This window comes from Nocardioides sp. NPDC006273, assembly GCF_040613495.1.
GTDB lineage: Bacteria > Actinomycetota > Actinomycetes > Propionibacteriales > Nocardioidaceae > Nocardioides.
Genome location: NZ_JBEXSD010000072.1, coordinates 1 through 25250, shown reverse-complemented (window position 1 = coordinate 25250; position 25250 = coordinate 1). Strand labels below are relative to the sequence as shown.

The following is a 25250-nucleotide window of genomic DNA, read 5'->3' as shown; positions in this document are numbered from 1 at the left end:
CCTCGCTTCGCTCGGGTGCTCCCTCGCTCGGCACGCCCGGACGAGCAAGCTCGCCGGGCGGCCTCACTCGGTCGCATAGCGGCTCCGGCGGCTCGACCAGCGGGGGCGATCAGTCGTTCAGGACCCGGTTGGCGACGGCGAAGGCGCTGTTGGCTGCCGGTACGCCGACGTAGACCGAGGTCTGCAGGAGCACCTCGATGATCTCCTCGCGGGTCAGCCCGTTGGTGAGAGCGGCACGGAGGTGGAACTCGAGCTCCTCGAAGTGCCGTCCGGCGACCAGGGCGGTGAGCACGGCGATCGAGCGGTCGCGACGAGCCAGGCCGGGGCGGGTCCAGATCGTGCCCCAGGCGTAGCGGGTGATGAGATCCTGGTAGTCGCGGGTGACGTCGGTGATCGCGGCGGTGGCCCGGTCGACGTGCGCGTCGCCGAGCACCTGGCGGCGTACGTTCATCCCGGCCGCATAGCTAGGGTCCGCCGCGCTCACGTGAGAGGTGATCAGGGTGGCGACGGTGTTCGGTGCCTCTGCGGGCGCGAGGTGACCGACGCCGTCGAGCGAGACGAGCCGACCGTTCCGCACCCCGACGGCGATCTCCTCGAGCGAGGCCGGCGGTGTCGGGGCGTCCTCGACTCCCGCGACAGTCAGGACCGGTGCGGCGATCTCGGCGAGCCGCCCGCGGACGTCGTACGCCGCCAGCGCTCCACAGACCAGCGCATAGCTCTCCGCGTCGGCGTCGCGCAGCGAGTGGAGCAGCGCGCCGCCTCGGGCGGGCTCCCGCTCGAGGAAACCGGGGGCGAACCAGCGCTGGGTGGAGCCGGCGATCTGGGACGCGGTGCCGGCGGTGCGTACCGTCTCGGCGCGGTCGTTCCAGCCCTCGGGCTCGCCGATCTTGGCGCCGGTGTTGGTGAGCACGGCGGCACTCACCCGGGTGGGCGCGTCGAGCAGCAGCTGCAGACCGACGGCCCCGCCGACCGAGTCGCCGGCGTAGGCGAAGGCGCCGTGGCGCTCGCCGCGGTCGGTGAGGACCCTGTCGACGCAGGCGAGCACGCCCGCGGCGAGGTCAGCCATGGAGAAGGCGTCGGTGGTGGGGGCGCCGTGCCCGTGGCCCGGTAGCTCCCAGCCGATGACGTGGAAGCTGTCCGCGAGCAGCTTGGCGGTGGCGGCCCAGAGCGCGGTCACTGAGGTGCCGAGGGACGGGCCGACGACCAGGAGCGGCTTGCTCGGGTCTCCGGCCAGCTCGACAGGGGTGATCCTCGGCGTCATGACCCATCCTTTCGAAGTTCGGTCTTCCAGATCTCGTGGGCGCGGGTGACGGCGGAGTCGATGAGGGTATCGGCCGCGCCCAGATAGTCATCGAGCCCGGCTGCGGCCTCGGACCCGGCGAGGATCTCGCCACCCACGAACCCGGTCAGCGACCTCTGCTCGGCCAGCAGGTCCGCTCCCGCGCCCTCGGCGGTGGCGCGCATCCGGGCGGCGTCGACGCGCAGCCCGCCGAGGAGCTCGGTGGTCTGCGAGGCGGCCACGACGCTGCGGCGCGCGAGGGTCGCCAGGGCCTCCCACTCGACGTGCCAGGCGCCGTCGGGGCGCTCGTCGACGTAGCTCGCCGCGGCGGTGTGGAGCGTCGCGGCCAGCGGGGGAGCGGCGAGGGCGTGGCGGCGGACGAGGACCGAGAGCACCGGGTTGGACTTGTGCGGCATGGTCGAGGAGCCGCCGCGTCCCTCTCCGGCCGGTTCGGCGAGCTCGCCGATCTCCGGGCGGGTGAGCAGGGTGATGTCGCCGGCGATCCGGCCCCAGGCGTCGGCGGCGGTGACCAGCGCGTCGGCGGCCGCGGTCAGCGGGGCGCGGTTGGTGTGCCACGGCGCCCGCGGGGTCAGCCCGAGGGTGGTCGCCGTGGTGGCGGCAGCGGTCTCCGCGGCGGCGACGGGTTCGCCGAGACCACGGAGCCGGGCCATCCCGACGACCGCCGCCAGGGTGCCGGCGGCGCCACCGACCTGGGCGGGCAGGGACGTCCGCGCGCGTCGGAGAGCCTCGGCGGCGTCGGTCAGGCCGGAGAGCCAGGTCGCCGCCTTGAGGCCGAAGGTGATCGGCACCGCGTGCTGGGTCAGGGTGCGACCGGCCATCACGGTGGCGCGATGCTCCCGCGCGAGACCGACCAGTGAGGCGGCCTGCGCGGCGAGCTCTTCCTCGACCCGGTCGAGCACATCGGCCAGGCAGAGCACGATCGCGGTGTCCACCACGTCCTGGCTGGTCAGCCCCTTGTGGAGCCAGCGCGCGGGCTCGCCCTCGAGGCGGCCGCGCAGCAGTTTCACGAGCCCGATGACCGGGTTGCCCCCGGCCTCGGCACCGTCAGCCAGCGCCGGGACGTCGTCCGGTGAGACCAGGCCGGCCAGCGGCGTACGCGCTTCCTCCGGGGCGATCCCGGCGGAGACCGTCGCGGCCAGCCAGGCCTCCTCGACCCGCACCATCGCGGCGAGGTAGGCCGCTTCGGAGAAGAGATCCCCGGCGCGCTCCTCGCCTGGCCACAGCAGCGACATTCGACTCCTCAACGGTAGGTGAGAAAAGTGGTCTCGCGGTCGCCCTGGAGGTGGATGTCGAATCGCAACCCGGTTGCGTCCGCAGTGGCCACCAGCGTCGCACGCTCGTCCTCGGACAGCGACACCAGCAAGGGGTCGCCGGCGTTGGCGGCGTGCTCGGGCAGGTAGATCCGGGTGTGCAGCTTGTCGAGCAGCCCGCGGGCGAAGACGGTGACCCCAAAAAAAGGTGCAGCGGACGGCGCCTTGCCCTCCTCGGAGGCGCCAGGGACCACCGTCGAGAACGTGTAGTGGCCGTTCAGGTCGGTGGCGGCGCGGCCCCAGCCGGTGAAGGTCCAGCCGTCACGGTGCAGCGATCCCTCGGCCTGGGGGACGTTGCCCTCGGCGTCGGTCTGCCAGATCTCGATCAGCGCGTCGGGGATCGGGTTCCCGGCGCCGTCGTAGACCCAGCCGTGCAGCCGGATCGAGCCCGGGCTGCCGGGCGGGACCAGGTCCGCGTCACCCTCGTAGGGGAGGGCGTAGCCGAAGAACGGGCCGATGGTCTGGCCGGGGGTGGGAATCCTTGAGGTGCTCACAGGTCGCCCTCCTCGGGCTCGGTCCAGGTGCGGCTCGGGCCGGTCAGGACGATGTCCCAGCTGTAGCCCATCGAGTATCCCGGGGTGGAGAGGTCATGGTCGTACGACGCCACCAGGGCTTCGCGCGCCTTCTGCGAGGTGATCGACTGGTAGATCGGGTCGAGCGCGAAGAGCGGGTCGCTGGGGAAATACATCTGCGTGATCAGGCGCTGCGTGAACGCACGGCCGAAGAGCGAGAAGTGGATGTGCGCCGGTCGCCAGGCGTTGATGTGGTTGCCCCACGGGTACGGGCCGGGCTTGATCGTCTGGAAGCGGTAGCGCCCCTCGTCGTCGGTGAGGCAGCGGCCGACGCCGGTGAAGTTGGGGTCGAGCGGCGCCGGGTGCTGCTCGTGCTTGTGGATGTAGCGGCCGGCGGAGTTGGCCTGCCAGACCTCGACGAGCTGGTTGCGCACGGGGCGCCCCTCGCCGTCGGTCACGCGGCCGCTGACCGTGATCCGCTCGCCGATCGGCTCGTTGCTGCCGGCGATGGTCAGATCGGCCTCGAGCGGGTCGACGTCGGAGTGCCCGAAGCACGGCGACCACAGCTCGATGGTCTCGGGGTCCGCGTGGCGCGGGTCCTTGGTGGGGTGGCGCAGGATGCTGGAGCGGTAGGGCGGGTAGTCCAGCAGCGGCTGACCTACGTGCTGGCCCGCTGCGTCCGCCTCGACGCTGAGCCTCTCGCGCTCGGCGATCTCGGCCGAGAGGTCCGCCTGGGTCTCGACTGGCTGTTTCTTGGTGGGCGCTGTCACGTTCCGAACGCTAGGTGGCGGGCGCGTACGATGAAAGCACGGACTTCCGGTGAGCGAAAGTGAGCGGTCGAATGGCAGGTGGCAGTGCAGGCCGTACGGTCGCGTCCCGGGTCCTCGGTCTCATCGGTGCCTTCGATCCCGCCCACCGCCGGCTCACCCTGAGCGAGCTCGCCGCCCGCGCGGACCTCTCCCTCCCGACCGCCCACCGGCTGGTCGCCGAGCTGGTCGAGTGGGGTGCTCTGGTCCGAGAAGAGGACGGGACGTACGCCGTCGGCCGTCGGCTATGGGACGCCGGCCTGCTCGCCCCGGTCGCCACCGACCTCCGCTCGGTCGCGGCCCCGTTCCTCCACGACCTCTACGGCGCCACGCTGGAGACGGTCCATCTCGCCGTCCGCGAGGACGACCACGTCCTCTACCTCGAGACGCTCCGCGGCACCCGCAACGTACCCATCGTCTCCTCGGTCGGATCCCGCCTCCCGATGTACTCCACCGGCGTCGGCAAGGTGCTTCTGGCCCATGCCCCCGAGGACGTACGCAGCCGAGTGCTGTCCGGTCCGCTGAAGCCGTTCACCCGCCACACCATCACCACCCCGGGCCTGCTGCGCCGCCAGCTCGACCGGGTGATCACCGAGGGGTACGCCACCACCGCCGAGGAGATGACCCTCGGCGCCTGCTCGGTCGCAGTCCCGATCACCGACTCGTCCGGCGTCGTCGTCGGCTCCCTCGGCATCGTCGTCTCCGCCCTGCGGCGCCACCGTCTCCGCCTCGTCTCCGCACTGAAGGTCGCCGCCCAGGGCGCCTCCCGCGCTCTCCCGTAGCCGCCCGTCGGTCGAGCCGCCGGCCCCGCTGGTCGAGCGCCGGCCCCGCTGGTCGAGCCGCCGGAGCCGCTAGGCGGAGGCGTGTCGAGACCAACACAGTCGATTCGAGCGCGACAGCGACTGTGTTGGTTTCGACACGCTCGCTGGCGCTCGCGGCTCAACCAGCGGGGACCGGCCTCAACCCCTTGGGGTACCTTGCCGAGGTGACGATCCGGACTCCAGACGACAACGTACGCAACCAGGCAGCCGAGCGCCTCGGAGCCCTCGCCACGCCGCCCGGCGCCCTGGGCCGCCTCGGCGAGCTGGCGGTCTGGGTGGCGGCGTGCCAGGGCGAGGTGCCGCCGCGACCGATCGAGAACGTCCGGCTGGTGATCTTCGCCGGTGACCACGGCGTCGCGCAGCACGGGGTCTCGGCGTTCCCGCCGGCGATCACGGGCGCGATGGTGCGTACGTTCCTGAGCGGGCGCGCCGGGGTCAGCGCGCTCGCCAAGGCGCACGGCGTCCAGGTCAGGGTGCTCGACCTCGGTGTCGACGAGGAGTTCGAGGATCTCGACGCGACGACCCGGGAGGCGTTGACCCGCCACAAGATCCGACGCGCGAGCGGTGCGATCCACCTCGAGGACGCCTTGAGCGCCGAGGAGACCCGGGCCGCGCTGGAGGCCGGCGCCGCGGTGGCCCGCGAGGAGATCGCCGCCGGTGCCCAGCTGCTGATCAGCGGTGACATGGGCATCGGCAACACCACCCCTGCGGCGGCGATGGTGGCCGCCGGGCTCGGGCTGCCCGCGAGCGAGGTCACCGGCCGTGGGACCGGCATCGGCGACGACGCGATGCGGACCAAGTCCGACGTCATCACCACCGCCCTCGCACGAGCCGGCGAGCGCGCCGACGATCCGATCGAGACCCTCGCCGCGCTCGGCAGCGCCGACCTCGCCGCGACGACCGGCTACCTCCTCGAGGCCGCCCGCAACGGCGTCCCTGTCCTCCTCGACGGCCTGATGAGCGTCGCCTGCGCGCTCACCGCCGACCGGGTCGAGCCCGGTGCCGCGAAGTGGTACGCCGCCGGTCACCGCTCCACCGAGCCGGCCCAGTCGCTGGCCCTGGAGAAGCTCGGTCTGGAGCCGCTGCTCGACCTCGACCTTCGGCTCGGCGAGGGCTCCGGTGCGGTCGCCGCCGTGCCGGTCGTCCGCAGCGCTGTCGCCCTGCTGCGTGACGTCGCCCTGCTCTCCGAGCTCGCACCGGGAGACCCTGCCTGATGCTCGTGCGGGACGCCTGGCGTCTCGCGGTCGGCACGCTGACCGCGATGCCCGTGCCGCCTCCTGAGCACGTCGACCGGCGCCGCGCCGGGGTGGCGATGGTGCTGGCGCCGCTGGCCTCGCTTCCGCTCGCGCTAGGTGCTGCCGCTGTCGCACTCGTGGGGCAACTCGCCGGACTGCCGCACCTGGTCACCGCCCTGCTCGCGATCGGCGTCGTGGTCGTCGGCAACCGAGCGCTCCACCTCGACGGTCTGGCCGACACGGTCGACGGGATGGCCGCCTCCTACGACCGCGAGCGCTCACTTCAGGTGATGAAGACCGGCACCTCCGGCCCCGCCGGCGTCACCGCGATCGTCCTCGTCCTCGGCCTCCAGGTGGCCGGGCTGACCTCGGTGCTGGCGGGCGAGGGTGGCGTACGCCTGGCCGTCCTCGTCCTCGTCGCCGTCTGTGCCTCGCGCGCGGCGCTGTCCCTGTGCTGCACCCGCGGCATCAGGCCGGCGCGCGAGGACGGGCTGGGGCGTACGTTCACCCAGACCGTGCCGCCCCTCGTCACGGTGGTCGTCTGGACCGTCGTCGCCGCTGCGCTCGCCGGCACCGGTGCCTGGGCGGGCCTGCCGTGGTGGCGAGGAGCCCTCGCAGTCGCCGTTGCCGCGGCCGTCGCCGGCGCGATCATCCTGCGGGCGGTCCGGCGGTTCGGGGGAGTGACCGGCGACGTCTTCGGCGCAGCCGTCGAAGCCGCACTGGCAGCAGTGCTCGTCACCCTGGCCTGACATGCCGTGACGCGTCCCGCAGGTCGAGGCCAACACGGTCACCTCGATCGCAGATGGGACTGTGTTGGTCTCGAGACGCCTCCGCCTAGCGGCTCCGGCGGCTCGACCAGCGGGGGGAGGTCAGAGCTTCAGGACTCGCCCGGCGATGACGAGATGTACCTCGTCGCAGACCGCGGCCAGCCGTTGGTTGACCAGCCCGAGCAGGTCCCGGAAGAGGCGGCCCGAGCGATGGGCCGGCACGACCCCGAGGCCGACCTCGTTGGTCACCAGAACCACATCGCCGCGCTGCTGCTCGAGCACCGCTGCCGCGTCATCGACCAATGCCGAGACGACCGCGGTCGCCTCCTCCGAGGTGGCCTCCCACAGGCCGCGGGCGTCCATGACGGCGGTGAGCCAGGTGCCCAGGCAGTCGACGATCACCGCGTCGCCCGCGGTCAGCTCCGCGCTCAGCGCGCCGGCCAGATCCCGCGACTCGACCGTACGCCACCGGCCCGGCCGCCTGACCCGATGCGAGGCCAGCCGGGCGGCCCAGTCCGGATCCGGCTCCTCCTCGAGCGTCGGCCCCGGCGCGACGTAGGCCACCGACGGCGCGGCCGCGAGCAGCGACTCGGCATGCCGCGACTTCCCCGACCGCACCCCACCGGTCACCAGAATCCTCACCCGGAACAGCCTAGGGCTTCGGGGCCCCTGCTTCGGGGGAAGGTCTCGACAAGCTCGACCACCGGTGTTCTAGCCTTCGGCCCATGACCCCAGAGCGGATCGCGCTGATCTCGGACGTGCACGGCAATCTCACCGCCCTCGAAGCAGCCCTCGCCGACATCGAGGCGAGAGGGATCACCAGGATCTTCAACCTCGGCGACTACATCGGCAAGGGACCGCGAGGGCGCGAGGTCGCCGAGATCTGCAGGGAGAGATGCGAGGTCAACCTCCTCGGCAACTGGGAGGACTTCCTGCTGGCTCCGCAGCCCGACTTCGGCCGCGAGTCGGTCGGGCTGATGTGGTGGCGGCTGCAGGCGTGGGAGCAGGCCGAGTGGCTGCGTACCCTCCCGTTCTCTCACGACTTCACCCTCAGCGGCCGCCGGATCAGGCTCTTCCACGCCTCGGAGGAGACCGTCCACCGACGGGTCAGGTTCGACCACGACGAGCAAGAGTTCCTGGGGCTGTTCCGGAACACCGAGGCGACCGGTCTCGACGTGCCCGAGCCCGACATCGTCGGCTACGCCGACACCCACGACCCCTACTACGAGACCGACCGGGATCGCCGCACCGTCTTCAACACCGGCAGCGTCGGCAACTGCATGAGCGACCCGACCCCGGTCTACGTGATTCTCGAGGGCGTGCTGGACAGCGACCAGGAGGCTCCGTTCGGCATCCAGTGGGTCCGGGTTCCCTACGACGTGGACGCCGAGATCGAGTACGCCGCCGGCGTCGGCATGCCAGAGCTCACCGAATACACCTACGAGCTGCGGACGGGCTTCTACCGGGGCAATCTCAGGAGCGGTGTCGAGAACGGCGAGCAGCCGACCTACCACCGGAAGGGGTAGATCGGCTCTTCACCGTGCTCGAATCCGTCAACTGATCTTGCGCCGGTAGACGGCCATCGCGGCGACGTACGAGACGACCAGGATGCCCACGCACCAGGCCAGCGCGACCCAGATGTCGTCACCGACCGGCTGCCCCGCGAAGAGTGCCTGGATGGTGTTGACGATCGAGGTGACCGGCTGGTTCTCGGCGAAGGCGCGCACCGGGCCGGGCATCGTCTCCGTCGGCGCGAACGCCGAGCTGATGAACGGCAGGAAGATCAGCGGGTAGGAGAACCCGGTGGCCCCCTCCATGGTCTGTGCCGCCAGGCCGGGGATGACCGCGAGCCAGGTCAGCGCCAGGGTGAGCAGCGCCAGGATCCCGGTGACCGCGAGCCAGGCGCCCAGGTCCGCCGAGGTGCGGAACCCCATCACGAACGCGACGCCCAGGATGATCACCATGGTCAGCATGTTGGCCACCATCGAGGTCCCGACGTGCGCCCACAGCACCGCGGAGCGGGCGATCGGCATCGACTGGAACCGCTCGAAGATCCCGCTCTTCATGTCGGTGAAGAGCCGAAGGGCGGTGTACGCGATCCCCGAGGCGATCGCCATGATCATGATCCCCGGCAGCACGTAGTTGACGTAGTTGTCGGTGCCGGTCCGGATCGCGCCGCCCAGCACGTAGACGAAGAGCAGCATCATCGCGATCGGGGTGAGCGCAGTGGTGATGATCGTGTCCGGGCTGCGGGTGATGTGCCGTAGCGAGCGCCCCAGCAGGGTGCCGGCATCGGCGAAAGCGTGCTTGGTCATGACTGTCCTCCCTTGGTGGAGCCGGTGAGCGAAAGAAAGATCTCTTCCAGCGACGGCTGCTTCTCGACGTACTCGACCTTCGCCGGCGGCAGCATCGCCTTGAGCTCGGCGAGGGTTCCGTTGGCGATGATCGTCCCGCCGTGCAGGATGGCGATCCGGTCGGCGAGCTGCTCGGCCTCTTCCAGGTACTGCGTGGTGAGCAGGACGGTCGTGCCCTGCGCGGTCAGCTCACGAACGACCCGCCACACCTCGATGCGCGACTCCGGGTCCAGTCCGGTGGTCGGCTCGTCGAGGAAGATCACCGACGGCGAGCCGATCAGTGACATCGCGATGTCCAGCCGCCTCCGCATGCCGCCGGAGTAGGTCGCGACCTTTCGGGCGCCCGCCTCGACCAGGTCGAAGCGCTTCAGCAGCCCGTCGGCCACGTCACCGGGGGAGGGGAGATGCCGCAGCTTCGCGACCAGGACCAGGTTCTCCCGCCCGGTCAGGATCTCGTCGACCGCCGCGAACTGGCCGGTCAGCGAGATCGCCTCCCGCACTTGCTGCGCATCGTCGACGGCTGAGGCACCCTCGACCAGCGCCGTGCCGGCATCAGGCTTCAGGAGCGTCGAGAGGATGCGTACGACCGTGGTCTTTCCGGCTCCGTTCGACCCGAGCAGCGCGAAGATGCTGCCCCGCGCCACCTCGAAGTCGACACCCTTCAGAACCGGTGATCGAGCCTGTCGAGGTCCACCTTTGTAGGACTTCTCCAGTCCTCGTACGGAGATGGCAGCTGTCGCGCTCATGACTCCTCCTTCCGGTGATCGAGCTTGTCGAGATCACCGTCCGTGATCGAGTTGATGGCGTCCTCGAGCCGGGCGCGCTCCTTCTTGATCCAGGCGCCCTCGGAGTAGTTGCTGGCGAACTCCTCGGCGAACTCGACCGGGTTGTCGCCGACGATCGCGCTGACCGGGGTGCCGTCGGCGGCACCCTGCTCGAAGAGCTCGAGGAGGTCTTCGGCCATCGCCGTCACGATCGCGCCGTCGGAGATGCCGGCGGAGTACATCAGGTAGCGCTCGACCGCGTCGTGCGCCTTGCGGTGGTTCTCAGGGAGCTGCTGCTTGCGGGCCTTGAGCTGCCGCCAGCGCTTCTTCAGTCCGAGCTCGCCGACGACGGCTTCGAACATTGATCGGATGGACATCTCTTACTTCCCTTCGGTACGGAGGTTCTCGAGCCGTTCGGCCAGGAACCCCCAGGTGGTCCAGAACTCTTCGAGGTGCTTCTCGCCATCTGCGTTGAGCGAGTAGACCTTGCGCGGCGGCCCCTTCTCGCTCGGCCGCTTCTCGACGTCCACCAGTCCGTTCTTCTCGATCCGGACCAGCAGCGCGTAGACCGTGCCCTCGGCGATGTCGGTGAACCCCTGGCTCCGCAGCCAGGCGGTGATCTCATACCCGTACGCCGGGTTGCCGGTCAGGAACGCCAGCACGATTCCCTCGAGCGTCCCCTTGAGCATCTCGGTCATCTGCTTGCCCATCGAGCACCTCCTCCACTACTCAGTGTTGCTGACTACCAGTACATAGTAGCGCTGAGTAGTGGCTCCGGCGCAAGCCCTTATCGCCGGCAGAAATGCCGGCGGCGCTGGTACGAAGGCCTCAACCGTCGTACCAGCGCCGCTGGGTGGGACTTACTCGGCGTTCTTGTCGCTGCTCTTCTTGGCCCCCGGCCACCTTTGCGACCTGGTCTTTGGTGATGGCCGATGTGGATTGGCAGCCGACTCGCATTCGCCTTGGCGATGTGGAGGGTCAGCGACGAGTGCTCTGGCGCCGAGGCCCATATGGGCCAACGAAGTACTCGTTCGTGTCACTGTCGGGCAGCGTTCGCCAGATCCTCTCCCGCGCCCCAGCTCGTCTCAAGCGCCTCAGCGGTTCCGGGGAGATTCGCTGCTGGGATCGGGGACGTCGTCGAGTCGGTCCACTTCGGGATTTCGTCTACGACGCCGGGCTGGTCGAAACGAGGGCGACCGGCGAGCGCGCTGGATAGTGATTCCTCCGGTGCATGGAGATAGTTCGCAGCGACGATGGTCCGAATCGCGAGAGGCACACCAGGAGCCAGGTCTGACGGTTCCGTTCCGTCGACGAGGTACGCCAGAACGTCTGTCAGGTCAGCGGGCGTTTCGTAGGAGTCCACACCCAGCGCCGTCGCAAGCGCTCCTGAGGCCACCATGCTGTCTGCGAGAGAGGCGTCGAGTCGGGCGCTGGTGGACGGGGTCGTGACATACGCTGCCGTGGCCTTCTCGGTTTCGTCGATCGCCGACGCGGTGACCGCGTTCAGAACAGCCTTGGCCTCAGCCTCGTCGTCGGCGACCTGGAGCGCTACGCGAAGCAGACCACCTGGATCAGTATCAAGACTCGATGGACTTCCCGAATCTGCAATGGTCTCTCGGACAGCGGGCATGCTCTGAACCAATAAGTCCGCGGCTTCGTCAATGAGGTCGGCGTCGATCTCCGCATCAGGATGCTCCTGCAGGTAGGTCGCCAACCGGCCTAGTGTCTCAGGTGAGTCGTCTTTCGCGAGGTCTTCACGAACGGACGGGCTGAGAGTCTCAGACTTTTTGTCCGCGCCGCCACATCCGCCCAAGGCGACTACAAGGGCAAGAGCGATTGCGCTGGCGATGGCCGTCGGTGATCTCATGCAGGATTCACCAACTTGTGCGCCTCGTCGTACCCGGACTGGTACTGGGTTTCCACGCCCTCGATGAGGCCCGGAACTTCTCCGTCGGGGATGCCGTTCTCCGCGAGTATCTCTGCGATGTAGCTCTTTGCCATCGCTTTGCGTGCCTCGATCAGCTCGCCCATATCGTAAGTGGTCTGGCCTGTGCGGTCGTGGAGATTCGCCTGCTCCCATGCATCGATCGCAGAGCTGACCCCCTTGTCGAGTGCCCATCCGGCTCCCGGCACCGTCTTGCTGGCGACATCTGTGGGGATCAAGCCTGCGATCTCGCGAGCGATGCCCGCCTTCTTCGACACGTCGTCGTTGTGTTCCTTGTCGGCAGTTAGGGTGTCAAGAATATCGGCCTTGTTCGCGCCGTAGTCGAGGGCGCCGAGAATGTCGCTCATGCCGCCCGTGTGTTCGTTGACTAGGCGGTCGAGGTCTGCCTTGCCGTCATTGAGATCGGCGGTGAGTTGGCGCTGTGTCTCGGCGTATTCAGCGTGACGCACGGTCTCGTAGGCCTCCGGGTCCTTCCCGAGATCGAGGAGGAATCGGCGCATGTCGCCCTCGGAATATGTCGCACCGTACGGGCCGAACGACCCGTCGCCGCTGATCTCCCTCGCGCTCGACATCGACTCGTGCATCGTCTCGGCATGGAATCCGAAGACTTCGCCTAGGTCATCGCGCAGTTCCGGACGGATTGCATCCACCGACCCCGGGTTCTCGGTCTTGTGAGCGGAGTCCTGGGCCAACGAGTTGTCCTGCGCCGTCGACGTCACAATGTCGTCGAGAAGGTGGCCGATCTGCTTACGGTCGCCATCGTCGACGGAGTCGTCCATGGTCGCGGCCTTGAGCGCGTCTCCGAGTGCCGATGTGCCCGTCGGGCCTTCGCCGATGGGATGGTCCATAGGCCGGCCCTGCCAGGCGATCTCGTCCGAAGGCCAGGTGCGATCGGTGAGGAGGTAGTCGACTCGGCGTGTGTTCCCTTCCCCGGCGTTGACGTTGGGACCGTCGAAGAAGTCCCGCGCGGCGTCGGGGTTGTTGGAGAAGCCGTCGAGGAGGGCTCCCATGGGGTCCCAGCCGGCCGTGTCCTCCTCTCCGGAGCCGCCGGTCCAGTCGAGCCGGGTGCCCTCGAGCTGGTTGACATCCGGGCCGTTGGTAAGGGCTCCCATGTTGTTACCTCCGACGATCCGGCCATCCTCGTCCGTGATCGGGAAGTTCCAGGGTGATGCGCCACCGTTGTCGCGGGCGAATCTCGTCTCGAAGTCGAGCATTCCGTCGCCGACCTCGTTGAGGAGATATCCGCTGTCGGCGGATCGCAGAAGCGGGGCCAGAACCTGGTAGCCGTAGGCCTTGTTCGGGGCGCTGCCATCGATGCCTTGATAGCCCACGGACACGACGTCGTCACCCTTTGCGACGAGCTGTGAGACCCACTCAGAGGAGACGCGCGTGTCGGTGCCGCTCTGGCCGTCCTTGGTGAGGCCCTCGGTGCCGGCGGAGAGTGTCTCGCCGAGGTTCTTCTGAAGCAGACCGATCTGTTTGGTGAGATCTTCGTTGATGGTGTTGTGGTATGCGCCGTTGGAGTCGGGGAAGTTGTCGTCGTCCTGCATGCGAGCGACGTACCCGTTGAGGCTGAGAAGTCCCTCGGGCCCGAGGTCATTGAGGAACGCCGTCGACACGACGGGATGCTCGCCGTACGACTCGAACATCGCATTGAGTTTGGCGACCTTATCCGGATCGAATTTCCAGTCGCCATCGATGTAGAGGCTGGTGTCGTTCGGGTCAGATATCGCCGAGGTGGCATCGGCGAGTGCCCGCCCCAGCTCCTGCTGCTGATAGGTCGAGAGCGCGTCGACGTAACCGTCGTACTTGTCCGGGTCCTCGAGCATCTTCTTGACGAGTTGGTCGGTGGAGAGATTGCGCAGTTCAGGTGGGAGGCTGGCGTCTTCGATGGAGCCATCGCCGCCGTCGTAGTCACCCTTCTTGGCGGAGTTGAGGACGGAAGTCAAGCTGCTCTCAGCGGCCTCGGCATCGCCGAGCGCGCGAGCGATGTCATCAGCGAGGTTGTCCATCGTCCCGTTGTCTTTGTCGGGGTCCTCCTCGTCCGGGGTCGGGTCCGAGATCTGCACGGTCGCGCCGGAAAAGGTGACCTTCCACCCCTTCCCGATCGCCGTGTTGTACGCCGCCTCGGCGTTGTCCTTGGCTTTCTTGATAGAGGCGGATGCCTCATCGAGAGCATTGATGACCTGGGACAGGGGAGCTGCCATGTCGTTGAGCGAGGCGACCAGGCGACGGTGGCGGTTCTCCGCGGCCGTGGCGGACTGGCCGATCCAGGTGTCGGGGACCTTGCCCGCATCCATCTCGTCCTGCTGATCCAACAGCTTCTTGCGTGCCGTGTTGAGGTCGTCGGCAGCGGCGTCGAGTTGTTCAGGCTTCCAGCTCTGCAGCTTGTCGTAGGTGACAGTCATCAGTAGTACCCCATGGTCTCGCGCTGGTTCTTCGCGGCTTGCGCTGTGATGGTGTCGGCCTCAACGATCGCGTCGGCGGCGGCGATGGTTGCCTGCTTGTGGTCACGCGCGTCCTTGACCCACTTGTCCTTGTCGCTCTTCCACTCGGCCTTGAGGCCGTTCGCGGCGCCAACGACGGTGCTTCCCGGAAGCGCGGAGGCGACCTTGCCCATCGGGCCTTCGAGATCGAGGCCGGCGACAGCGTCAGCCGCGGTCCCGATGGAACGGGCCGCGGTCTTGACCTGCGGCGCGACGATTTCGATGTTCACGAGAGGTCCCCCAAGACGTTCGGAGCGATTGGTAACTATCTCCTACCCCAGATTTCGGGTTTCAAACACAAATCGCCGAAAATCTCGTGGGCTCTCGACCCGGCGCCCGCCTCGCTGGATCCGCGCGGATCTCATCGGCGACCCCCGTTGTCTGGGATAGCGTGTCGCGTCGTAGGACGGCGCCCGTCGCTCCGGGGCGAGCTCGTTCCGACTCCGATGGAAAGAAGGGCGCGATGTCACAACCGAACGACGCGGCAGCGGCGGGGGCGGCAGGACCGGCATGGCCGGCGCCAAGCCGGCCGGCACCTGCGGGCGCTTCGCGAAGCGGAGGATGGCTCGGGCTTGCCGGGCTGGGGCTCGGAGCGGGAACGCTGGTGATCGTCGCCCTGGTGCGGGTGATCGTGGGCATCCCGAAGGTCAGCCAGGGCTACTACAACTCCTTCTACAACATGGAGGACCGCTCGGTCGTCTGGCTCGTCCTGGGGCTTCTGCTCATCGCCTCGATCGTCCCGATCGCCCTCGCGGTCGTCCTCGGCCATGTCGGCGTGAGCCGGGCGAAAGCGGCCGGAACCAGTGCCGCCGCCTCGGGAATCGCGCTCGGGATCGGCTACACGCTGGCGGTCTTCTGGGTCGTACGCATCATCAACGCGATCACGAACACGGCCCAGTTCAACGGCGGACTCAGGGTGCTCATCGAGTACGTCGGCGTCTGGGCGTAGTACGACCCGGCTGGACGATGAAGTTCATCGTCGAGGTACGTCTGCCCAGAACCTCTCGAGCTCGGCGTCGAGCTCGGGGGCGACCTGCATGGGCAGCGAGTGGGTCGTCTCCGGCCAGACCTTGACGGTCGCGGTGCGGATCAGCTCGGCCTTCTCGGCCGCGTCCTCGCCGCCGGCCAGGGACTTGTCGCTCGCGATGACGACGTACACCGGCATCGTCAGTGCGCGCATCTGCTCGTCGCTCAGCCGCGAGGGTGTCGGCAGGCTGCCGGAGTCGAAGTGGGTCGTGCCGGCAGCGATCATCCGGGCCATCGGGTCCTCCGGGTCGACCTGCCGCCCTTCCGGTGTGCGAAAGTGGCCGACGCCCGGCCCGCTCGTGCCGAGCACCATCGCCAGACACCCGGTCGAGACGACCGCGATGGCGGTGATCAGGACGGCCGGCCAGCGCCGACGCTTCCTGCGCGCCCCGGCGTCCTCGGTCTCGATGGGTCGCGTCCAGCACTAGTTCGGTACCAAGGACGCTCTCGCCACATCCATGAGGCTGACGGTCTCGACGAGGCCGAGGCACGTGCGCGCGCCATCGAGCTGCTCGCGCTCTCCGACGGCCTCACTCTTCGGGTCCTCATCGGAGACATCACCGCCGACGAGGCCGCGGCCTCCATCAGGGCGTACCGGTCGCGCCCACGAACGCAGTGAGGCGGCCCCGGGGCGCGTCATCAGGCGAACGAAAATTCGTTCGCCCCCGCGGCCACCGTCTTCGAGCCGCTGCGGCGTACGGCCCATAGGGTCTACGCGTGGTCGTGGACGAGGATCTGGGGTCGCCCTGGAAAGCGAGGGCGCGCAGGGTGGGTTGGTCGCTGCTCAGCCTCGCCAACCTGCTGTTCGGTCTCCTGCTGTGCGTCGGGCTCCTGGTCGCTGACGACGGTGAGAACGGGCCGTACCTGATCGGAGTCACCTGCGGAGTGATGTTCGTCCTGCTGGCCGTCTGCGTGCAGATGATGAAGGGCGTCCGCCTCGGCGACCGCCGCGCGCAGCGCCGGATCCGGCCCATGGAGGGCGGCACCGGGATCGAGATCAGGCTCAGGCGGGGGCCGGGGATATGTGGCGAGCTGATGCTCGTGTGCTTCGTGGGAATGCTGTGCCAGTTCGCCGGCCTCGCGTTCCGGGATGGCCTGATCGGGGTCGGGGCGCTGTCCACGGTGTTCGCGGTGTTCTTCGCGGTGGTGGTGGTCGACCACGCGTTGACGATGACCATGCGCCGGGCGCTCCTGATCACGCCTGAGAGCCTGACGGTCGAGCTCTCCGGCGAGGTGGTCACGGTGGCCTGGAAGGAGATCCGCGTGGACGTGGTCGAGGAGGTCTCGCGCTACGAGCTGATCGCGGTGACGAACCGGTTCCTCGAGATCGCCGCGAGGGGTGACGCGGCGTCGTGGTCGACCACGCGCCGCCACCAGCTCCGGCTCCTGCCCCGGCGGTGGCGGCGCAAGGCGGTCCGGGTCGGGTTCTGGCTCCTCGATCACCCCGAGCGGGTGGTCAAGACCCTGACTTCGCTGCGCCGACGACGAGATGATGACGCTCGACGGGTCGTGCTGTCGAACGGTGCCACCATGGCGTACCTGACCGGAGACCTCGAGATCTCGCCGCTGCCCAGCGGTCGGTGAGTGACGACTCAGCTTGGCGGAACCGGCCGGACCCGCATCCCCGCGAGCACGTTGCTGAGCCCCCGATGCTCATCGGTGCGGGGAAGAGCCATGACGGTCGCAACGGCGAAGACGAGCAGGAGGAGACCGGAGCCGGGGAAGTCGACCATGAGCAACAGCGTCAGTCCGCCGACACCCGTCAGCAGCTTGACGACCCGGCGCCACCACACTCCCGACGACGCCGTCGCGCGAAGGCCGACGACCCACTCCCCGACAGTGCGTCCGAAGCCGAGGACGGCAATCGTTTCCAGCACGATCGGTGGGCCCCACAGCAGCCAGAACTGAATGGTGGTCGAAATCTCGTCGAACGGCACCTCGAGCCCGTAGAGCTGCCAGGCCCGCCAAGCCAGCGCCAGCGGGGCGCCGGTGCCGAGGATGACGAGGAGGTCGGCGACCATGCCGACCAGGCGGCGACCGACGGTGATCGTGCGTGGCGCCGGTCGCGCGTGCGGACGCACCAACAGCACCGAGATCGCCGATCCGAGCACGGCACCGGCGGTGTTGACCAGCAGGTCGTCGACGTCGAAGACGCGGTAGGCGCAGGAGTACAGTTCCCAGATCCCGGTGAGCTGGGTGGTCTCGATGAGGAGGGACGTCGCGAGGCCGAGTGCGCCCGCGACCACGATCCCGCGTCCGGCGATCGCCCGGACGAAGAACCCCAGAGGCACGAACAGGATGACGTTGAGAGCCACCTGGAGGAACACCGCGTTGGTGAGCAGGGCCCGGGTGCCGATCTCGGCGCGGGTGCGGAGGATGTCCCCGACGAAGCCGAACGCATGGATGTGGGTCCCCGCGCAGGTGAAGGAGCCCGCCTCGGGCATAGGGACCAGCGTGTAGGTCCACAGCGCCACCGCGTAGATCGCAGCGGCCAGCAGGAGCAGGATCCGCCCCAGGGGGAACGAGCCTCTGCGGCGGTAGGCGACCGCCGCAGCCGGGACGAACCCCGCGACGGCCAACCCCACCCCGAAGAAGATCGCCAGAACCGCGTTCCCGACCACGTTGACCACGGCCTCAGGCTAAGCCAGGATCCGGCCCCACCAGCGGTACGACGGGGAGATCGACACGACTTACCAGTCGGTAACCCATGCGGTTCTCCCCGTCGTACCGAACGCCTACGCCTCGACCAGGCCCGGCTTGCCGGCCTCTGTGAAGAACCGGCCACCCACTGTCAGCGGCGCACCGGGAGTGCTGACCTGGGCGACGTTCTTGTAGGTGATCTCCGCGCCGTCAGCATCCAGCGAGATGGTCGTGTAGCCACGGAGGCCGTTGTAGAACTTCATGTGCGGGTTGCGCTCCAGGTAGGCGGCCCAGTTGGCAGGACGCTCGGCGCCGTTGCCGCCCGAGGTGATCGAGCTGGTGACGACCTCGGTCCCGAGCACCGGAGAGGACAGGTCGTCGAAGTCGTCGTGGATGTTCAGTCCGTAGTGGACGTGTACGTCGCCGGTCAGCACCATCAGGTTCGACTGCCCCGACGCCTTCCAGCCGTCGAGGACCCGCCTGCGGGAGGCGGGGTAGCCGTCCCAGGAGTCCATCGAGCGGGTGCCGGAGCCGTTGGGGTTGTCCCGGCGGGCGAAGGTGACCTGCTGCGGGACGACGTTCCAGGTCGCTTTGGAGTGACGCCAACCGTCGGTCAGCCACTTCTCCTGCTCGAAGCCAGGCAGCGTCATCGACTCGGCCTCGGACTCGGCCGTCGGCACCTTCCAGCCGTCGCCGTTGGCCTGGTTGGTGCGGTACTGACGGGTGTCGAGGATGTCGAACTGCGCCAGCCGGCCCCACTTCAGCCGCCGGTACAGCTTGAGGTCCGGGCCGGTCGGCTGCTGCGGAAGACGCAGCGGCTGGTTCTCCCAGTAGGCGCGGTACGCGGCGGCGCGACGGACCAGGAACTCCTCCGGCGGACCTGCGTTCTCCGGGTTGTCGTCGGCGTAGTTGTTCTCGGTCTCGTGGTCGTCCCAGGTGACGATGAACGGGTGCGCCAGGTGCGCGGCGATCTGGTCCGGGTCGGACTTGTAGAGCCCGTAGCGCGCCCGGTAGTCGTCCAGCGTCACGGTCTCGTGGTTGAGGTGCGCCGGAAGCGGCTCGCTGTAGGCCCGCGCGCCGGCGGAGGCGTTCACGGCGTACTCGTAGAGGTAGTCACCCAGGTGGAAGACCGCGTCCACGTCCTCGTTGGCGAGATGTCCGTACGCGGTGTAGTAGCCCTGGTCGTAGCGCTGGCACGAGGCGAGGGCGAAGGTCAGCGACGACACCGCAGCGCCGACCGGCGGCGCGGTCCGGGTCCGCCCGACCGGGCTGATCCACTGGCCGACCCGGAAGCGGTAGAAGTACTCGCTCGCCGGCCGCAGGCCGCGAACCTCGGCGTGCACGGCGTGGTTGAACTCGGTGTGCGCGGCGGCGACCCCGCGGCGTACGACGCGCCTGAAGGCCGAGTCGCGGGCCACCTCCCAGGAGACATCGAAACGTGCCGGCGGCATCCCGCCGGTCGGCTCCAGCGGGAGCGGCGCGAGCCGGGTCCAGAGCAGGACCGAGTCGGGCAGCGGGTCGCCGGACGCGACCGCGAGGGTAAACGGGTCGGAGGTGATCGCCGAGGGCGAGGCTGCGGGGGAGGCGAAGGCGCCGGTACGCGGCAGGCCGGTGGTGAAGGCCAGGGCGGTCGCGGCGGCCGACACGGTCAGGAAGCGGCGGCGGTCGAGGCCCCGAAGGGCGCCGCGGAGATCAGGAGTGTTGCTGGGGGCAGACATGGACGTGCTCCTGTCGATATGGGGGTTATCGACAACAGCGAAGCGGTGCCCGGTGAAGGACGCGTGAAGTGCGGGGGAGGGGTGGGCTACGGCTTGGTGCCGGCAGCAGAATCAGGGGCTGGCCGGTGCGCCGGACACCCCGGCGCGAAGGTGCCGAGGTCCTCGGTGTCGAAGCCGTGCGGGTAGCTCTTGATCCGGGGCATGTCGCGGACGTACGCCGGTTTCTTCCGCGGCGGCAGCAGGGCGACGAACCGCGCCCGCCCCTTCAGCGCTCCACGGGACAGTGCTCGCGCGAGACGCCCGGGCTCGGGGTAGCCGAACGCCTCGAGCAGATGTGGCTCCATCAGCGAGAGCGAGAAGGTCCGGATGAGCGGCGCCAGCGGGCGCGGGTAGAAGGTCGTCAGCAGCTCGAGGGTCGAGTCGGCGACGGCGCGGCTGCCTTCGTCGTACGCGAAGTGCTCGGCCTCGTAGGAGTCGAGGAGCTGCTCGAACTCCTCGTAGGTCGCCGGGATGTCCTTGATCCCCATCCGCTTCCCGAGCGCCTGGTAGTAGCGCAGCGCCGCGAGCTGCTCGTCGGCGGTCGACTGCCGCCAGCCGAAGTCCTGGTTCCAACGCCGCGGGATCACCACGAAGGTGGAGAGGACGTAGCGCATGTCGTCGTTGGAGATGTCGTACATCCGGTGCATCTGGTTGATCCGCCGCACCGCGGCCCGGCCGCGGGGGCTGTCCAGGTCCTCGATCGCCGCGTCCTCCAGCAGCAGCGCGGTGTCGTCGTAGCGCTTCTGGGTGTTCTCGGTGAACTGGTGCGTGTCGGCCAGCAGCCGGCCGATCGAGGGCACTGCGTAGGTCCGGAACAGGGCGAAGCTCAGCGACTGTGTCGTGTCCCAGGGAAACTCGTAGAGCCCCAGGCGCCTCGAGATCTCCTGATAGTCGGTCTCCGGGTCCAGCCCTGCTGTGCGCGCCCGCCTCTGAAAACTCAGCTTGGCCACGATGCCTCCTCGCTCGATACATAACTGTATCGTTTTTCTGCTGCCCTGGGGTGGCTCTCCCCGTACTGTCTTCCGCATGGAGAAGTCGGGAACGCAGACGCCCCTGTCCCTCGCTGCCGTCGAAGCAGTCCGAACGTACGCCGCCACCGCCCGCTCCGCTCTCGGTTCCGCCGAGTCCCCGGTGATCTCGTACGCCGGTCTGTGGCTGCTGCTTGCCTCGCTGGCGCCCGCGGCGGAGACCGAGACGGACGAGATCCTGGGGCTGAACAAGGCCGACGCGCGGGCCGCCGCACTGAAGCTCCTGGAGGCGCCGCACCCCACGATAGGTGCCGCGGTCGCCGGTTGGCTGCGTGCTGGGGTCGAGCTGACCAAGGGTCTGCCGATCGTGCTCGACCCGCTCCCGGACCAGGCGGGGCTCGACGGGTGGGCCAAGGAGCAGACTCGTGGTCTGATCAAGCAGTTCCCGCTCGAGATCGACGCCCGGACCCTCCTCGTCCTCGCCTCCGCGCTGGTGGTCACGCCACGCTGGAGCGAGCAGCTGGAGGAGGGCGACGACGACGGACTGCTGCTGCTCGAGACCGGCTTCCAGGCGGTGGTGGAGACCGAGGCCGCCGGGTCGGTCGCGGTTGCCTGCCCACCCAGCGAGGACGGCATCTCGGTCTACTCGGTGATCGCCGATGAGGGCGTGTCCGCCGCCGACGTGTGGCGAGGGGTCGACGAGGTCGTCCGGAGGATCGACGCGGGTGAGGTGCGCGACCGCACCTTCGACGCCAGCGATGCCGACCGCGAGGACGGGCATGCCTGGACGGTTCAAGAGGTCACGGCCTTCGGCAGCGCTCCGTCCGATCGCTGGCGCAGCCACCTGCCGGAGTGGAACGCGGAGGATCTTCACGACCTGTCGGCCGCGCCGGGGGTCGCCGAGATCGCCCGCGGTGTGATGACTGCCGTCGAGGAGGAGTCGGACGCTGTCTGTGTGCAGAAAGCGGTCGCCTCCTACGACCGCGAAGGCTTCAAGGCGGCCGCGGTGACCGGGATGATGGTCCGTGCCGCCACGGCAGCGCCGCGGGAGACGAAGGTGCGGCAGATCGATCTGAGGTTCGACCGGCCGCACGCGGTGGTGGCTGTCGCGCGCGGCGGAGCCTGGGAGGGTATCCCGCTCTTCAGCTCGTGGGTGACCCCGGCATAATTTCCGGTATGGATCAGCCTTCCCCGATCGCCGGCCGCTACCGGCTCCTCACTCTGCTCGGAGCCGGCGGTATGGGGGAGGTCTGGCGGGCGCGTGACACCGTGCTCGACCGCGACGTCGCGGTGAAGCTGCTGCGCGACGTGGACGACCCCACGATGGCAGAGCGGTTCCGTCGGGAGTCGCACTCGACGGCCCGAGTCGTCCACGACGACGTGGTCAAGATCTTCGACGCAGGCAGCGACGACAACGACGTCTTCCTGGTCATGGAACTGCTGCCAGGACCGACCCTGGCCGAGCCGATCCAGCAGCGCGGCGCGTTGCCGATCGACATGGCCGTCGAATACACCCGGCAGGTCGCGGGCGCCCTCGGTGCCGCGCACCGGGCCGATGTGGTGCACCGCGACATCAAGCCGGCGAACCTGATGTTCGACGGTGACGGCCGGCTGACCGTGCTCGACTTCGGCATCGCGTACGCCATGACGGGGGTCGACGCCGGGCTGACCCAGACGGGTCATGTGATCGGGAGCCCGTCCTACCTCTCGCCCGAGCAGGCCGCGGGCGACCCCGTCGGCCCGCCCGCCGACGTCTACTCGCTGGGCTGCGTGCTCTTCGAGATGCTCACTGGGAAGGTGCCCTACTCGGCCCCGCACCCGGTCAGGATCCTGCACATGCACCTGAGCGAGCCGGTGCCGCGGATCACCGACTTCCGGGCGGTACCCCCGCCGCTGGCGCGCCTGGTCACTCGCATGCTCGACAAGAACCCGGCCGCCCGGCCCTCGATGGACCAGGTCGCGCACGAGCTCGGCTACGTACTCAACGGCGCCGACCCCGACGCCACCGACCTGCTTTCCGGCGGGCAGGCGCCGCGTCCGACACAGGCGATGCCGCAGCGGCGCCTCGACGAGCCGATGGCGCTGCCCAACTCCCGCACCGGCGTCATGCACCGCCCCGCCACCCCGCCTCCCGTACGCGCCCCGCGCCCGGCCTCGCTGCGGAAGTTCCCCACCGGCCGCCTCCTCGGTGCGGTGGCGATCGTGGTCGCCTGCGTCTTCGCCGCCTCCTGGCTGGCCGCCTACGAGCCCGCACCCGCCGAGGCCGATCAGCCGTCCCAGAGCTCCGACAACGCCGACGGCTCGGACAACATCGACCGCAGCTCCGACAACTCCTCGGGCTCTGACAACTCGGCCGACGAGCCCACCGACAAGTCGGACAACAAGACCCTCAACCGCCTCGACAAGCTCGACCGCTGGCGCGAGAACCTGGAAAGCTGGAACATCATCGACGCCGGCCAGTCCCAGGAGTGGGAAGACCAAATCGACCAGATCCGAGACCTCGTCGAGACGGGTGAGAACGCCAAGCGCGAGATGGAGCAGCTCCGCGACGAGTTCAAGGGCATCCGTGAGGGCGAAGGCAAGAACGGCGAGAAGATCCTCGACGGGCTGCTCAAGCAGAGCTAGCGGTCCTGCGGGGTTGTCCGTCCGGTGCTGACATTCCGCGGCGGACTGAAAGCCTGCGTGGTGCTGTAGTTGCATGGGCTGGGGCCGCCGACCCTGTATTGGATGGTGTTCACGCCGAATCCCGGAGTCAAGGACGGCCTTCGGCCGCCGGCTTCGCCGGTCGCTATCGCGGTCCTTGACACCGGGAGCCGGCGAGAAATTTGGCTGGTTATCGGGTCGGCGGCGGGGTTTGGCGCAGCGGAATTCGGGTTGGGTACGGGCTTGGGGACCGGGGTTGGCCGGTCCTGCCCGGGGAGGGTCTGCGGGGGCGCTGCGCTAGACGATGACACCTTGTGAGTCGTTCACAAGCTGCCTGAGCCGGCGGATGACCCACAGGACGGGTTACCCCATTCCTTCGCACCGTCCCCCACCCTCACGGAGGTTCCCCACCCTCCGGAGCGTGGGGAAGCTCCGTGAGAGTGGGGAGAGATCTGCACGAGTGGGGAAGTTCCGCCGGTTCGGGAGCACCAGGCCGGACGGGCGGCCGAGGCCCGAGGAGTAATGGCCGCCGTGTGCGGCGGCAGGTGTGCGGTGGCAGGAGGGCGTGAGTCATTTCATGCTCCTGGTGATGGCGTCGATGAGATCCGAGCCGTTGACGCGATGCCGCCCAGGTCCACATCGAGGGCGCATGCGGAGCCACCCTGGCACTGGGCAGGCGAAGGTGCCCGCGTAGGCGGGGTCTTCGCCGGATGGCGGTGGCGGTGTGGTCTCGACGTGCCGGTTTAGGGGCGGCGGGTGAACCGCACGGTGCCATCGGGCAACCGTTCATGAACGTAGGCAGGGCTGTGCGCCAGACGATGATGATGGGGACACAGCAGGACCCCGTCTTTCAGGTCCGTTCTTCCGCCGGCTGCCCATGGATCTAGATGGTGGGCGTCGCACCATTCTGGTGGCATGTCGCAGCCTTCGGCTTGGCAGCACTTCTGCTGGAGCCGGAGTGCTTTGCGCTGGATCGGCACGAAGACCCTGCTGGCCCGGCCCATGTCGAGGACTTCGCTGTCGCCGCCGAGGACCCAGGGGATGATGGTGGCGTTGCATGCCATCTTGCGGGCTTCGGCGGCGGTGATGGTGGTGCCGTTGGTCTCGTCGTGGCCGAGGGTGGCGGTGCCGAGTTCCTTGCGGAGTTCCTCGAGGGAGATGACTACGTTGATCACGGTGGCGTCCCCGCCGTGGCGGGGCAGGGCGGTCGGGTCGGTGGTCTCGATCAGGCGCGCGAAGCCCTGGCCCAGCATCCGCTCCCACGGCGGCAACGGTGCACCCTTCTCCACCAGCTGCTGCTTACGCGGTTGGGCCCAGGCCTCGACCTGCCTCTTGAACCGCATCCCGATCGATGTCGGGAGGACCCCGTCGAACCCGACCGTCCCATCGCCGTTGTCCCACACACGCAGCGCGGTCTTCTGCCGGGCGCGTTCTTCCTCGGCGAGGAGGGCTTTGGCTTCGGCTTCTTCGAACCGGTCGGGGTCGATCTTGGCCAGGACCCGTCCACCGGCGATCTGTAGTTCGTTGGCCGTGGCCAGGTCGGCGTAGTCGACCAGCAACTTCTCAGCCAGGACCAAGTCCTCGCGAGTAGCGACCGGGTCAGCCTCGATCTTGTCGAGGGCTTTGGTGATCACGATGGCCTTCGCCTCGGAGAGGACACCCTCGGCGAGGCCGGCAGAGACCAGCTCGTACTTCGTCACAGCGTGGGCGAGCTTGATCTGCGTCCGCGCGGCACCTTTGTCGACCAGCAGCTCGGCACGCATCCACGCGGAGGCGTCTTTGTCGCCGGTCTCGGCGGCGATGTCACCCGAGGCAGCGAGGACCCGCAGCGTCAACGCGGCCTGCTGGGCTTGGAGCTTCTCCACCTTCGCGAGGAACTCCTTCTTCTGGCTGGTGCGCCAATAGGTCGGATCCAT

Annotated in this window: 25 protein-coding genes; 8 read left to right on the top strand and 17 right to left on the bottom strand. The window is 68.8% G+C overall.

The window, feature by feature from the left end; translation table 11 throughout:
• Positions 1 to 109: 109 nt before the first annotated feature.
• From ABZZ22_RS23660 to pcaH, 4 genes are read right to left on the bottom strand one after another with little or no spacing between them, the layout of a single operon-like run.
• The gene (locus tag ABZZ22_RS23660) at positions 110 to 1261 is read right to left on the bottom strand and encodes an alpha/beta fold hydrolase (RefSeq protein ID WP_354936816.1); all 1152 of its coding nucleotides are present in this window, start codon (positions 1259 to 1261) and stop codon (positions 110 to 112) included.
• Positions 1258 to 2532 carry a lyase family protein gene (locus tag ABZZ22_RS23655; protein ID WP_354936813.1) on the bottom strand — a complete coding sequence of 425 codons (1275 nt, stop codon included), beginning with the start codon at positions 2530 to 2532 and terminating at the stop codon, positions 1258 to 1260. Before ABZZ22_RS23655 ends, ABZZ22_RS23660 begins: the two co-directional genes overlap by 4 nt.
• Positions 2533 to 2540: 8 nt before the next feature.
• Complete coding sequence (gene pcaG, locus ABZZ22_RS23650) at positions 2541 to 3104, bottom strand: protocatechuate 3,4-dioxygenase subunit alpha (RefSeq protein WP_354936810.1); 564 nt, start codon at positions 3102 to 3104, stop codon at positions 2541 to 2543.
• On the bottom strand, positions 3101 to 3892 hold the full coding sequence (gene pcaH, locus ABZZ22_RS23645) for a protocatechuate 3,4-dioxygenase subunit beta (protein ID WP_354936807.1): 792 nt from the start codon (positions 3890 to 3892) through the stop codon (positions 3101 to 3103). The genes pcaG and pcaH overlap by 4 nt, the downstream gene beginning before the upstream one ends.
• Positions 3893 to 3963: 71 nt before the next feature.
• Between pcaH and ABZZ22_RS23640 the strand changes: the two genes are divergently transcribed.
• The 3 genes from ABZZ22_RS23640 (at position 3964) to ABZZ22_RS23630 (ending at position 6733) form a co-directional block, all read left to right on the top strand.
• Entirely contained in the window at positions 3964 to 4710 is a 747-nt protein-coding gene (locus tag ABZZ22_RS23640) for an IclR family transcriptional regulator (protein WP_354936804.1), read from the top strand.
• Positions 4711 to 4913: 203 nt separating this feature from the next.
• Positions 4914 to 5963 (top strand): nicotinate-nucleotide--dimethylbenzimidazole phosphoribosyltransferase, encoded by a 1050-nt coding sequence (cobT, locus tag ABZZ22_RS23635; RefSeq protein WP_354936801.1) that lies wholly within the window; start codon positions 4914 to 4916, stop codon positions 5961 to 5963.
• Complete coding sequence (locus ABZZ22_RS23630) at positions 5963 to 6733, top strand: adenosylcobinamide-GDP ribazoletransferase (protein ID WP_354936798.1); 771 nt, start codon at positions 5963 to 5965, stop codon at positions 6731 to 6733. Before cobT ends, ABZZ22_RS23630 begins: the two co-directional genes overlap by 1 nt.
• A 120-nt stretch (positions 6734 to 6853) precedes the next feature.
• Here the strand turns inward: ABZZ22_RS23630 and cobU are convergent, their stop codons facing one another.
• On the bottom strand, positions 6854 to 7393 hold the full coding sequence (gene cobU / locus ABZZ22_RS23625; RefSeq protein WP_354936795.1) for a bifunctional adenosylcobinamide kinase/adenosylcobinamide-phosphate guanylyltransferase: 540 nt from the start codon (positions 7391 to 7393) through the stop codon (positions 6854 to 6856).
• Positions 7394 to 7476: 83 nt separating this feature from the next.
• On the opposite strand from cobU, the gene ABZZ22_RS23620 reads away from it, so the two are divergent.
• Positions 7477 to 8277 (top strand): metallophosphoesterase family protein, encoded by an 801-nt coding sequence (locus ABZZ22_RS23620; RefSeq protein WP_354936792.1) that lies wholly within the window; start codon positions 7477 to 7479, stop codon positions 8275 to 8277.
• A 27-nt stretch (positions 8278 to 8304) separates the two neighbouring features.
• On the opposite strand, the gene ABZZ22_RS23615 is transcribed toward ABZZ22_RS23620, so the two are convergent.
• The 7 genes from ABZZ22_RS23615 to ABZZ22_RS23585 all read right to left on the bottom strand — a co-directional run bounded on the left by ABZZ22_RS23615 (position 8305) and on the right by ABZZ22_RS23585 (position 14530).
• Positions 8305 to 9066, bottom strand: a complete 762-nt coding sequence (locus ABZZ22_RS23615; RefSeq protein WP_354936789.1) for an ABC transporter permease — start codon at positions 9064 to 9066, stop codon at positions 8305 to 8307.
• Positions 9063 to 9851: an ATP-binding cassette domain-containing protein gene (locus tag ABZZ22_RS23610; protein ID WP_354936786.1), complete on the bottom strand. Its 789-nt coding sequence runs from the start codon at positions 9849 to 9851 to the stop codon at positions 9063 to 9065. Before ABZZ22_RS23610 ends, ABZZ22_RS23615 begins: the two co-directional genes overlap by 4 nt.
• A complete protein-coding gene (locus ABZZ22_RS23605; RefSeq protein WP_354936783.1) occupies positions 9848 to 10246 on the bottom strand; it encodes a DUF1048 domain-containing protein in 399 nt (132 codons plus the stop codon). The genes ABZZ22_RS23610 and ABZZ22_RS23605 overlap by 4 nt, the downstream gene beginning before the upstream one ends.
• Before the next feature lie 3 nt (positions 10247 to 10249).
• Positions 10250 to 10579 (bottom strand): PadR family transcriptional regulator, encoded by a 330-nt coding sequence (locus tag ABZZ22_RS23600; RefSeq protein WP_354936780.1) that lies wholly within the window; start codon positions 10577 to 10579, stop codon positions 10250 to 10252.
• A 326-nt stretch (positions 10580 to 10905) separates the two neighbouring features.
• Entirely contained in the window at positions 10906 to 11736 is an 831-nt protein-coding gene (locus ABZZ22_RS23595) for a hypothetical protein (protein ID WP_354936777.1), read from the bottom strand.
• Positions 11733 to 14222 carry a WXG100 family type VII secretion target gene (locus ABZZ22_RS23590; RefSeq protein ID WP_354936774.1) on the bottom strand — a complete coding sequence of 830 codons (2490 nt, stop codon included), beginning with the start codon at positions 14220 to 14222 and terminating at the stop codon, positions 11733 to 11735. The genes ABZZ22_RS23595 and ABZZ22_RS23590 overlap by 4 nt, the downstream gene beginning before the upstream one ends.
• The gene (locus ABZZ22_RS23585) at positions 14222 to 14530 is read right to left on the bottom strand and encodes a hypothetical protein (protein WP_354936771.1); all 309 of its coding nucleotides are present in this window, start codon (positions 14528 to 14530) and stop codon (positions 14222 to 14224) included. The genes ABZZ22_RS23590 and ABZZ22_RS23585 overlap by 1 nt, the downstream gene beginning before the upstream one ends.
• A gap of 233 nt (positions 14531 to 14763) precedes the next feature.
• On the opposite strand from ABZZ22_RS23585, the gene ABZZ22_RS23580 reads away from it, so the two are divergent.
• Entirely contained in the window at positions 14764 to 15249 is a 486-nt protein-coding gene (locus ABZZ22_RS23580) for a hypothetical protein (RefSeq protein WP_354936768.1), read from the top strand.
• A gap of 24 nt (positions 15250 to 15273) precedes the next feature.
• On the opposite strand, the gene ABZZ22_RS23575 is transcribed toward ABZZ22_RS23580, so the two are convergent.
• Entirely contained in the window at positions 15274 to 15639 is a 366-nt protein-coding gene (locus ABZZ22_RS23575) for a hypothetical protein (RefSeq protein WP_354936765.1), read from the bottom strand.
• A gap of 404 nt (positions 15640 to 16043) precedes the next feature.
• Here ABZZ22_RS23575 and ABZZ22_RS23570 point away from each other — a divergent pair, with 404 nt between their 5' ends.
• A complete protein-coding gene (locus ABZZ22_RS23570) occupies positions 16044 to 16910 on the top strand; it encodes a hypothetical protein (RefSeq protein ID WP_354936762.1) in 867 nt (288 codons plus the stop codon).
• 8 nt (positions 16911 to 16918) lie between these two features.
• On the opposite strand, the gene ABZZ22_RS23565 is transcribed toward ABZZ22_RS23570, so the two are convergent.
• The 3 genes from ABZZ22_RS23565 to ABZZ22_RS23555 all read right to left on the bottom strand — a co-directional run bounded on the left by ABZZ22_RS23565 (position 16919) and on the right by ABZZ22_RS23555 (position 20673).
• Positions 16919 to 17956, bottom strand: coding sequence for a VanZ family protein (locus tag ABZZ22_RS23565; protein ID WP_354936759.1), 1038 nt, complete (start codon positions 17954 to 17956; stop codon positions 16919 to 16921).
• A gap of 105 nt (positions 17957 to 18061) precedes the next feature.
• Positions 18062 to 19684, bottom strand: a complete 1623-nt coding sequence (locus ABZZ22_RS23560) for an alkaline phosphatase D family protein (RefSeq protein ID WP_354936756.1) — start codon at positions 19682 to 19684, stop codon at positions 18062 to 18064.
• Between the two features lie 86 nt (positions 19685 to 19770).
• The gene (locus tag ABZZ22_RS23555) at positions 19771 to 20673 is read right to left on the bottom strand and encodes an oxygenase MpaB family protein (protein ID WP_354936753.1); all 903 of its coding nucleotides are present in this window, start codon (positions 20671 to 20673) and stop codon (positions 19771 to 19773) included.
• Between the two features lie 76 nt (positions 20674 to 20749).
• Here ABZZ22_RS23555 and ABZZ22_RS23550 point away from each other — a divergent pair, with 76 nt between their 5' ends.
• Positions 20750 to 21859 (top strand): hypothetical protein, encoded by a 1110-nt coding sequence (locus ABZZ22_RS23550; protein ID WP_354936750.1) that lies wholly within the window; start codon positions 20750 to 20752, stop codon positions 21857 to 21859.
• An 8-nt stretch (positions 21860 to 21867) separates the two neighbouring features.
• Complete coding sequence (locus ABZZ22_RS23545; RefSeq protein WP_354936747.1) at positions 21868 to 23316, top strand: protein kinase; 1449 nt, start codon at positions 21868 to 21870, stop codon at positions 23314 to 23316.
• 761 nt (positions 23317 to 24077) lie between these two features.
• On the opposite strand, the gene ABZZ22_RS23540 is transcribed toward ABZZ22_RS23545, so the two are convergent.
• Positions 24078 to 25250, bottom strand: a 1173-nt coding sequence (locus tag ABZZ22_RS23540) for an HNH endonuclease signature motif containing protein (RefSeq protein ID WP_354936744.1), incomplete at its 5' end; no start/stop codon positions are given.

Excerpts from the sequence above, each read along its gene's own strand:
- ABZZ22_RS23630 (WP_354936798.1), top strand. The coding sequence starts at position 5,963 with ATGCTCGTGCGGGACGCCTGGCGTCTCGCGGTCGGCACGCTGACCGCG.
- ABZZ22_RS23620 (WP_354936792.1), top strand. The coding sequence starts at position 7,477 with ATGACCCCAGAGCGGATCGCGCTGATCTCGGACGTGCACGGCAATCTC.
- ABZZ22_RS23605 (WP_354936783.1), bottom strand. The coding sequence starts at position 10,246 with ATGTCCATCCGATCAATGTTCGAAGCCGTCGTCGGCGAGCTCGGACTG.
- ABZZ22_RS23590 (WP_354936774.1), bottom strand. The coding sequence starts at position 14,222 with ATGACTGTCACCTACGACAAGCTGCAGAGCTGGAAGCCTGAACAACTC.
- ABZZ22_RS23655 (WP_354936813.1), bottom strand. The coding sequence starts at position 2,532 with ATGTCGCTGCTGTGGCCAGGCGAGGAGCGCGCCGGGGATCTCTTCTCC.
- ABZZ22_RS23575 (WP_354936765.1), bottom strand. The coding sequence starts at position 15,639 with ATGGTGCTCGGCACGAGCGGGCCGGGCGTCGGCCACTTTCGCACACCG.
- ABZZ22_RS23610 (WP_354936786.1), bottom strand. The coding sequence starts at position 9,851 with ATGAGCGCGACAGCTGCCATCTCCGTACGAGGACTGGAGAAGTCCTAC.
- ABZZ22_RS23615 (WP_354936789.1), bottom strand. The coding sequence starts at position 9,066 with ATGACCAAGCACGCTTTCGCCGATGCCGGCACCCTGCTGGGGCGCTCG.
- ABZZ22_RS23595 (WP_354936777.1), bottom strand. The coding sequence starts at position 11,736 with ATGAGATCACCGACGGCCATCGCCAGCGCAATCGCTCTTGCCCTTGTA.
- ABZZ22_RS23600 (WP_354936780.1), bottom strand. The coding sequence starts at position 10,579 with ATGGGCAAGCAGATGACCGAGATGCTCAAGGGGACGCTCGAGGGAATC.
- ABZZ22_RS23640 (WP_354936804.1), top strand. The coding sequence starts at position 3,964 with ATGGCAGGTGGCAGTGCAGGCCGTACGGTCGCGTCCCGGGTCCTCGGT.
- ABZZ22_RS23550 (WP_354936750.1), top strand. The coding sequence starts at position 20,750 with ATGGAGAAGTCGGGAACGCAGACGCCCCTGTCCCTCGCTGCCGTCGAA.
- ABZZ22_RS23560 (WP_354936756.1), bottom strand. The coding sequence starts at position 19,684 with ATGTCTGCCCCCAGCAACACTCCTGATCTCCGCGGCGCCCTTCGGGGC.
- ABZZ22_RS23660 (WP_354936816.1), bottom strand. The coding sequence starts at position 1,261 with ATGACGCCGAGGATCACCCCTGTCGAGCTGGCCGGAGACCCGAGCAAG.
- ABZZ22_RS23545 (WP_354936747.1), top strand. The coding sequence starts at position 21,868 with ATGGATCAGCCTTCCCCGATCGCCGGCCGCTACCGGCTCCTCACTCTG.
- ABZZ22_RS23580 (WP_354936768.1), top strand. The coding sequence starts at position 14,764 with ATGTCACAACCGAACGACGCGGCAGCGGCGGGGGCGGCAGGACCGGCA.